The sequence below is a fragment of the Streptomyces sp. OfavH-34-F genome (assembly GCF_022347745.1).
Taxonomy (GTDB): Bacteria; Actinomycetota; Actinomycetes; order Streptomycetales; family Streptomycetaceae; genus Streptomyces.
Genome location: NZ_JAKRGC010000297.1, coordinates 1 through 8,043, shown reverse-complemented (window position 1 = coordinate 8,043; position 8,043 = coordinate 1). Strand labels below are relative to the sequence as shown.

Genomic DNA, 8,043 nt, shown 5'->3' with positions numbered 1-8,043 from the left:
AGCCGACGAGGAGCGGGCCGTCGCCCAGGCCCTCGCCCTCGCCGGGCCGGTGAGCGGCGCGCCCGCCGCCCCTGGTCACCGGGCGGCGGCGGTCTCCTGGCGGGATGCCCGGCGCATCGCCCGACGGGCCGGCCACCGGGCCCCGGGGAGTGAGCGGGTGTGCCTGGCCGAGTCGCTGGGGCGGGTCCTGGGAGAGCCGCTGGCCGCGCTCACCGATCTGCCGTCCTTCGACACCTCCGCCATGGACGGCTGGGCCGTCGCCGGACCGGGGCCCTGGCGCATCCGGGACGAGGGCGGCATCCTCGCCGGTCACGGCGCTCCCGCCCTGCTGCCCGACGGCGAGGCCGTCCGTATCGCCACCGGCGCCCGCATCCCGGCGGAGGTCACCGCCGTCATCCGCACCGAACACGCGTACGCCGACGAGGCCAAGGGGCTGCTGTACGCCCAGCGGTCCGTCAGCCACGGCCAGGACATCCGGCCGCGCGGCCAGGAGTGCCGGGCGGGGGAGCACCTGCTTCCCGCCGGGACGATCGTGACCCCCGCCGTGCTCGGCCTGGCCGCCGCTGCCGGGTACGACGAGCTGCCCGTACGCCGTCGGCCGAGGGTCGAGGTTCTCGTCCTGGGCGACGAGCTGCTGACCACCGGGCTGCCGCACGACGGGCTGATCCGCGATGCGCTGGGGCCCATGATCGGGCCCTGGGTGCGGGCGCTGGGCGCCGAGGCCGCCCCGCCGCGCCGCCTGGGCGACGACGCGGACGCCCTCCGGAAGGCGCTCACCGCATCCGACGCCGACCTGATCATCACGACCGGTGGCACCGCCGCCGGCCCGGTGGACCATGTCCACCGGGTGCTCACCCGGATCGGCGCCGAACTGCTGGTCGACGGAGTCGCCGTACGCCCCGGTCACCCGATGCTGCTGGCCCGCCTTGGCGCCGGCCGCTCTCTCGTCGGGCTCCCCGGCAACCCCCTCGCCGCCGTCTCCGGGCTCCTCACCCTCGCCGGGCCGCTGCTCGCCGGGCTCGGCGGCTCTGCCCCCGATGAGCCGTACCGGGTGCCCGTGCGCGACGATGTCCAGGGACATCCGCACGACACCCGACTCGTTCCCGTCGTCTACCGGACGGACACGGCGGCCGGAACCGGGAGTGGGGCGGAGTGCGTCGTACCCCTGCGGTACAACGGTCCGGCCATGCTGCGCGGGATCGCCGCCGCGGACGGACTGGCCGTGGTGGAGCCGGGAGGGGTACGGTCCGGCACCGAGGTGGAGATCCTCGATCTACCGTGGGCCTCGGCGACGCCGTGGACTGAAGGGTGTTTCACGTGAAACTTCCCGGCCATGACGCGATGGCCAGGCGGGCCGACGAACAGGTCGTCCCCACGCGGGTGATGCTGCCGCGCCGGGTCGTGGACGGACCGGCGCGCCAGGTGGCCAAGCGCCTGATGATGGCTCTGATGGTGCTCGCCGCCACCGTGTTCATCGTCTGGATCGACCGTGCCGGCTACCACGACGCCGCCGACGACTCGGTCGATCTGCTGGACGCGGTGTACTACGCCACGGTCACCCTCTCCACCACCGGCTACGGCGACATCACCCCGTACAGCGACGGTGCCCGCCTCATGAACGTGGTGCTGGTGACACCGCTGCGGGTGCTCTTCCTCATCATCCTGGTCGGCACCACTCTCGAAGTCCTCACCGAGCGGACCCGCGAGGACTTCCGGCTGAAGCGTTGGAGAACCAACTTGCGTGACCACACCGTCGTCGTCGGCTTCGGTACCAAGGGCCGTTCGGCGATCCAGACCCTGCGCGCCACCGGGCTGAGCAAGGAGCAGATCGTCATCGTGGACCCGGCGTCCAAGGTGATCGAGATCGCCAACGCCGAAGGGTTCACCGGTGTGGTCGGCGATGCCACCCGCAGCGATGTCCTGCTCCGGGCCGAGTTGCAGAAGGCGCGTCAGGTCATCATCGCCACCCAGCGCGACGACACCGCCGTGCTGGTCGCGCTGACCGCCCGCCAGCTCAACCGCGGGGCGAAGATCGTGGCCGCGGTGCGCGAGGAGGAGAACGCCCCGCTGCTGCGCCAGTCCGGCGCCGACGCCGTGATCACCAGCGCCAGCGCGGCCGGCCGGCTCCTGGGCCTCTCGGTCCTCAGCCCCAGCGCGGGCACGGTCATGGAGGACCTCATCCAGCAGGGCAGCGGCCTCGACCTCGTCGAACGGCCGGTGATAAAGAGTGAGGTCGGCAAGAACGTGCGTGAGACGGACGACCTGGTGGTCAGCGTGCTGCGCGGACACCGGCTCCTCGGCTACGACGACCCGGCGGCGAGCCCTCTGCAGTTGACGGACCGCCTGATCACCATCGTGCGCGCCTCGAACGAGCCGCCCGCCCACCCGCCGCACCAGAACCACCCGCTGCCCTGACCCCCGGCCGCGCCCGCCCTCCTGCCCGCCCCACCGCCGCGCCGCACCCCGTGCAGCCCGGAGCGCGGGCCGGTACGGAGTAGCCTCGCGGCCATGCATGCGATCACGATCCCCGAACCCGGTGGCCCCGAGGCGCTCGTGTGGGCCGAGGTGCCCGATCCCGTACCCGGCGAGGGCGAGGTCCTCGTGGACGTCGTGGCCAGTGCGGTCAACCGGGCCGACGTCCTCCAGCGGCAGGGCTTCTACAACCCGCCGCCGGGCGCGTCCCCCTACCCCGGCCTGGAGTGCGCGGGCCGGATCGCGGCCCTGGGCCCCGGCGTCAACGGCTGGGCCGTCGGCGACGAGGTGTGCGCGCTCCTCGCGGGCGGCGGATACGCGGAGAAGGTCGCCGTCCCGGCGGGCCAGCTCCTGCCCGTACCCAAGGGGCTGGACCTCGTGCAGGCGGCTGCGCTGCCCGAGGTGACGGCCACGGTCTGGTCCAACGTCTTCATGGTGGCCCATCTGCGCCCCGCCGAGACGCTGCTCGTGCACGGCGGCTCCAGTGGTATCGGCACGATGGCCATTCAGCTCGCCAAGGCGGTCGGGGCGCGGGTCGCGGTGACGGCCGGGAGCCCGGACAAGCTGGCGCGCTGCGCGGAGCTGGGCGCGGACATCCTGATCGACTACCGCGAGCAGGACTTCGTCGAGGAGATCCGCCAGGCCACCGCAGGGGCGGGCGCGGACGTCATCCTCGACATCATGGGCGCGAAGTATCTCGACCGGAACGTGGCGGCCCTCGCCGTCAACGGCCGGCTCGCGATCATCGGCCTCCAGGGCGGCGTCAAGGGCGAACTGAACCTGGGCACGCTGCTGAACAAGCGGGCCGCCGTCACGGCGACCTCGCTGCGCGGGCGGCCGCTCGCCGAGAAGGCGGCGATCGTCGCCGCCGTACGCGAGCACGTCTGGCCGCTGATCGCGGACGGGATCGTCAAGCCGGTCGTCGACCGCACGGTGCCGATGCAGGACGCGGCGGAGGGGCACCGCGTGATGGAGTCCAGCACGCACATCGGCAAGGTGCTGCTCAAGCCGCCCACGGCCGCCTGACCCGCGCCACCGCACCGGCCTGACCCCGCGTCACCGCACCGGCCCGGAGGGCCTGGCACACCGCACACGCCGGGGGCCCGGCACACGCTTGTGTGCCGGGCCCCGGGACGTCGTCGGTCGGGCTGCTTACAGGTACGGGCCGGAACGGACCGGGCCGTGCGGGTCGATGCCGCCGTCCTCCTCGTGAGCACTGCCCGGCGGCAGCGCGCGGCGCATCTGCTCCAACTGGGCGCGGGCCGCCATCTGCTGGGCGAACAGGGCGGTCTGGATGCCGTGGAAAAGGCCCTCCAGCCAGCCCACGAGCTGCGCCTGGGCGATCCGCAGCTCCGCCTCGGAGGGGACGGAGTCGTCGGTGAACGGCAGCGACAGCCGCTCCAGTTCCTCGACCAGCTCCGGCGCGAGCCCGTCCTCCAGCTCCTTGACCGAACCGGCGTGGATCTCCTTCAGACGCACCCGGCTCGCCTCGTCGAGAGGAGCCGCCCTGACCTCCTCCAGGAGCTGCTTGATCATGCTGCCGATGCGCATGACCTTCGCGGGCTGCTCGACCATTTCCGTCACCGGGATCTCCCGCGACTCGTCGTCGGTGTCACCGCCGCCGATCGCCATTCCGTCCTGTCCCACTACGAGGACCTGGGGGTGCTCCTGCGACCGTTCATTCCTCGGCATCTCCATGCCCTCATTGTCTCGCACACGCGGCGTTCACCATTGTGGTGCCCCCGGTAACGGTTGATCCACCGTCCCGGAGGCACCGAACAGCCCAGCAGGTCAGCCGGCCCGGCGCGCCAGGCCCGGCCGCGAGCGGGAGAAGAGCGCCGCGAGGACGCCCGCGAGCAGCGGGACCACCACGGCCAGCAGCCCGATCGTCGGCCAGGGCACCACGATCGGCGTGTACGCGGACTCCATGGGCGAGATCCGCATCTCCGCCATCGCGGCGCGCAGATCGACCAGCCGCAGGGCCACCGCGGGCAGCAGGCCCGCCACCGTCCCCAGCAGCACCCCGGTCAGCGCCACCACCAGGCACTGGAAGCCGGAGAGCGAGCGTCGCACGCGCGGCGGCGCGCCCACCGCGCTGAGGGTGGTGAGGTCGGCTTCCGCGTCCGCCTTGGCCAGGCCGGTCGTGATCGCCGCGGCGCCCATCGTCACGACTCCGGCGAACAGGGTGAGGATCAGCAGAATGATGCTGCCCCGGTCGGCGGCACCGGACTCGGACTGCACCCAGAGGCCACCGCCCGCCTGGTCGATGGCGGCCGACACCCGCTGGCTCTCCGCGTCGGTGGGCGCGTGGCCGACGGTGTACACACTGCCGTACGGCTCCGTGTGCAGGCCGAGGCGTTCGGCGGTGGCCTGCGGCATGATCATGCGGACCCCGGGCGTGGTGGCGTACCCCGGCTTCGCCACATGGACCGGGAACCGGTGGGTGGTCTCGCGGGGCGGGCCGGGGTGCAGCTTGATGTTCTTCGTGTCCTTGGGGTTGTAGCGGTGGACGGCCTTGAGGGTGACCTCGCCGTTCTTCGCGTACGCCTCGTTGAGCAGGACGGGCGTGCCGGCCTTGAGGGCCGCGGCGGCCGCCGGGTCGTGGAGCTTCACATAGGTGTCGAGGAAGGCGGCGTCGGCGACGACGATGTTGTTGGAGTCCGTGCTGAAGGTGCTCGTGGAGGTGCGCTCGTCCACGCAGGCGGGGGTGCGCATCATGGCGCGGTGCTCATCGGCGGAGAGGCGCGCCGCCAGCTGCTTGGCACCCTTGTCGGCGAGCGGGCAGGTGTGGCCCTTGCCGGTCGGCTTGACCAGCTCCATCGAGCCGCAGCTGTCCTCGTCCTCGTAGTAGACGTTGCAGTCGCTGCCCGCCCAGACGCGCGAGACGTCCGCGCGCCCGCCGGTCACCGCCATGGTGTGTTCGACGGCGGCGCGGGCCGCCGGAAGCCGCTCGGCGGCCTCGGTGTCCCCGGCCGCCAGGGAGATCGTCCCCTCGGTCAGCATGGGCGTGTAGGAGTAGTCGGACTCGGCCAGGCTGCTGGCCATGTACGTGGCGATGGCCACCGAGCCCGCCACGGCCGCCATCACGGCCGCCACCGCCGGGGCGGTGCGACCCCGGTTGCGGGCCGCGTCGCGCAGCGCCATCCGGGGCGAGAGCGGGAGCCTGCGGCCCAGCCGGCCCAGCAGCCCGACGATCACCGGAATGCAGGCGAGCAGCCCGACCTCGGCGACCACGGAACCGCCGGCGACCAGCGTGGAGTTGCCGCTGGTGCCCCCGTACACGGCGATGAGCGCGCCGAACGCGAGCACGCAGGCGCCCGTGACGGGCAGGACCCGCGAGCTGCGGCGCACTCCGCGCCGGCCGGTGAGCGACTCCAGTACGGACTGCCGGCCCGCCACGATCGCCGGGGCGAGCGCCGCCAGCAGACCGGTGACCAGGCCGAGCACGGCGATGACCAGGAGTTCGGTGGGGCGCACCACCAGCGAGCCGAAGCGGTGCCCGGCCCAGCCCTCGATCATCGGCCGGAACACCACCGTGAGCAGCAGCCCGACCGCGACCCCGGCGACCGCGCCGGCGCCGCCGAGGACGACGCCACCGCCGAGGACGACCGCGCGGATCTGGCTCCGGTCGCCACCGCAGGTGCCCAGCAGGCCCAGCTGGCGCCGGGAGCGGCGGGCACCCACGGCGAACGCCGGTCCGGCCAGCAGCACGATCTCCAGGATGGCCATCGCGACGACGGTGACGAGGGCGGCGTCGGTGTCGTCGCCGAAGGACTCGGCGGAGCCGAAGTCCGGGTTCGACTTGAGCAGCGGGATCTCGGACTCCGCCGGCGGGTTCTCGAAGACCTCCCGCGAGGAGACGACGGCGCCGGCCTTGTTGGCCGCCACCACGTCCTGCCAGCCGACTCCGGCCCGGCCCGGCGCCTCGACCAGCCACTGCGGCTGGCCGGGATGGGGCTCCGGCACCTTCTTGTCGGCCTCGGCGAGCTTCTGCCAGGGGGCGATCACCGCGCCCGGATCGGCGTAGAGCACCTTCGCCTCGAGATCGGCCGGCAGTTCCACCGCGCCGGTGATCGTGTACTTCTGGCCGGCCGGTGTGAGCGTGACGTCGGAACCCACGCGAAGGCCGGCCGATTCCAGGAACGGCTCGGTGGCGACCATCTCCCCCGTGCCCTGCGGGAACGCGCCCTTGAGCAGGTCGATCTTGCCGCGGGCCATCCGGTCCGAGGTCTTCAGCTCGATGATCTCGACACTGGCGATCCCGTACGCGGTCGTGACCGTGCCCGGCACGGACTGCTCACTGATCGCCCGCGCGCCCTTGGGAAAGGCGGCCCGCATGTCGATCGGCGGCAGCTCGTCCCCGGGCATCTCGCCGACCGGGTTGTAGGTGTTGCCGTCGGGCATCTGCTGGATCGGCCCCATGCCCGCGTCGTTGAACAGCGCGTCGGCCGAACCGAGCTGGGCCGTCAGCTCCTCCGCCGGGCTCAGGTCCGCACTGCGGAACGTGATGTCGGCGGCCGTGACGCCCAGGACCGGCAGGGCGATCATCGCGACCACCAGGGCGCTGCGGCCCTTGGCGCGCAAGGCGTCGCGGCGGGCTATCCGGAGGGCGGCGCGCCACCCCGTGAAGACGCTCACTCGGCTCCCCCGGCGGCCAGCAGCGAGTCGGCCCCGGCCGTCAGCGTCTGGTCCACGATCGAACCGTCCCGCAGGAAGACGACCCGGTCCGCCCAGGCCGCGTAACGCGGTTCGTGCGTGACCATCACCCCGGCCGCGCCCTGGTCGCAGCGGTTGCGCAGCAGCGCGAGGACGGCCTCGCCGGTCTCGGAGTCGAGGGCGCCGGTCGGTTCGTCCGCGAGGACCAGGCGCCGGTCGCCCACCAGGGCGCGGGCGATGGCGACGCGCTGCTGCTGGCCGCCGGACATCTCGTCCGGGAAGCGGTCCGCGATCTCCAGGAGGTTCATCTCCTCCAGGGCGGCGCGGGCCTCCTTGCGGGCCTTGCGGACCGGGACGCCGTCCAGCTCGCGCGGCAGTGCGATGTTCTCGGCGGCGGTCAGCGCGGGGATCAGGTTGTAGTCCTGGAAGACGTAGCCGACGCTGCGGCGGCGCAGGGCGGCGAGCCCCTTGGGGCCGAGCGCGGTGATGTCCTGGCCCTCGATGATCACCTGGCCACCGGTCGCGGTGTCGAGACCGCCGGCCAGGGTCAGCAGGGTGGACTTGCCCGAGCCGGACGGGCCCATCACGGCGACGAGTTCACCGGCGTGCACGGACAGGCTGATGCCGCGCAGCGCCTGGACCTCGGCCATGCCGGTGCCGTGGGTGCGGGTGAGCGAGCGGAGTTCGAGGACCGGTGCGTCCACCGGAAGCGGCGGTGCGGCTGTGGACGGGTCGTGCGGGGACATGCGTGCCTCTCGGAACGGTGAAGGTACGGGGCGCCGGTTTCAGCGGCGGAGTGCCGGCCGAGGCGGCCGGGCGGCGGCCTCGGCGGCGGGTGCGGGTTTCAGCGACGGGGCCGGGTTCAGCGACCGGCGGGGCCGGGTTCGGCTGCAGGGCCGGCTCGGCGGTGGGTGC

Annotated in this window: 6 protein-coding genes; 3 read left to right on the top strand and 3 right to left on the bottom strand. The window is 73.3% G+C overall.

The window, feature by feature from the left end:
• The 3 genes from MHW47_RS28810 to MHW47_RS28800 all read left to right on the top strand — a co-directional run.
• Nucleotides 1–1,321, top strand: a 1,321-nt coding sequence (locus tag MHW47_RS28810; protein WP_239226690.1) for a molybdopterin molybdotransferase MoeA, incomplete at its 5' end; no start/stop codon positions are given.
• A 20-nt stretch (nucleotides 1,322–1,341) separates the two neighbouring features.
• Entirely contained in the window at nucleotides 1,342–2,415 is a 1,074-nt protein-coding gene (locus MHW47_RS28805; protein ID WP_239226692.1) for a TrkA family potassium uptake protein, read from the top strand.
• A 93-nt stretch (nucleotides 2,416–2,508) separates the two neighbouring features.
• Nucleotides 2,509–3,498 carry an NAD(P)H-quinone oxidoreductase gene (locus MHW47_RS28800; protein ID WP_239226689.1) on the top strand — a complete coding sequence of 330 codons (990 nt, stop codon included), beginning with the start codon at nucleotides 2,509–2,511 and terminating at the stop codon, nucleotides 3,496–3,498.
• A 126-nt stretch (nucleotides 3,499–3,624) separates the two neighbouring features.
• On the opposite strand, the gene MHW47_RS28795 is transcribed toward MHW47_RS28800, so the two are convergent.
• The 3 genes from MHW47_RS28795 to MHW47_RS28785 all read right to left on the bottom strand — a co-directional run bounded on the left by MHW47_RS28795 (nucleotide 3,625) and on the right by MHW47_RS28785 (nucleotide 7,874).
• Entirely contained in the window at nucleotides 3,625–4,170 is a 546-nt protein-coding gene (locus MHW47_RS28795) for a bacterial proteasome activator family protein (protein WP_275449768.1), read from the bottom strand.
• Nucleotides 4,171–4,263: 93 nt separating this feature from the next.
• Nucleotides 4,264–7,110 carry an FtsX-like permease family protein gene (locus tag MHW47_RS28790; RefSeq protein ID WP_239226688.1) on the bottom strand — a complete coding sequence of 949 codons (2,847 nt, stop codon included), beginning with the start codon at nucleotides 7,108–7,110 and terminating at the stop codon, nucleotides 4,264–4,266.
• Nucleotides 7,107–7,874 carry an ABC transporter ATP-binding protein gene (locus MHW47_RS28785; RefSeq protein WP_239226687.1) on the bottom strand — a complete coding sequence of 256 codons (768 nt, stop codon included), beginning with the start codon at nucleotides 7,872–7,874 and terminating at the stop codon, nucleotides 7,107–7,109. The genes MHW47_RS28790 and MHW47_RS28785 overlap by 4 nt, the downstream gene beginning before the upstream one ends.
• Between the last annotated feature and the right edge of the window lie 169 nt (nucleotides 7,875–8,043).

What these genes read in the sequence shown, in the direction of transcription:
- MHW47_RS28800 (WP_239226689.1), top strand. Translation starts at nt 2,509, where the DNA reads ATGCATGCGATCACGATCCCCGAACCCGGTGGCCCCGAGGCGCTCGTG.
- MHW47_RS28785 (WP_239226687.1), bottom strand. Translation starts at nt 7,874, where the DNA reads ATGTCCCCGCACGACCCGTCCACAGCCGCACCGCCGCTTCCGGTGGAC.
- MHW47_RS28795 (WP_275449768.1), bottom strand. Translation starts at nt 4,170, where the DNA reads ATGGAGATGCCGAGGAATGAACGGTCGCAGGAGCACCCCCAGGTCCTC.
- MHW47_RS28805 (WP_239226692.1), top strand. Translation starts at nt 1,342, where the DNA reads ATGGCCAGGCGGGCCGACGAACAGGTCGTCCCCACGCGGGTGATGCTG.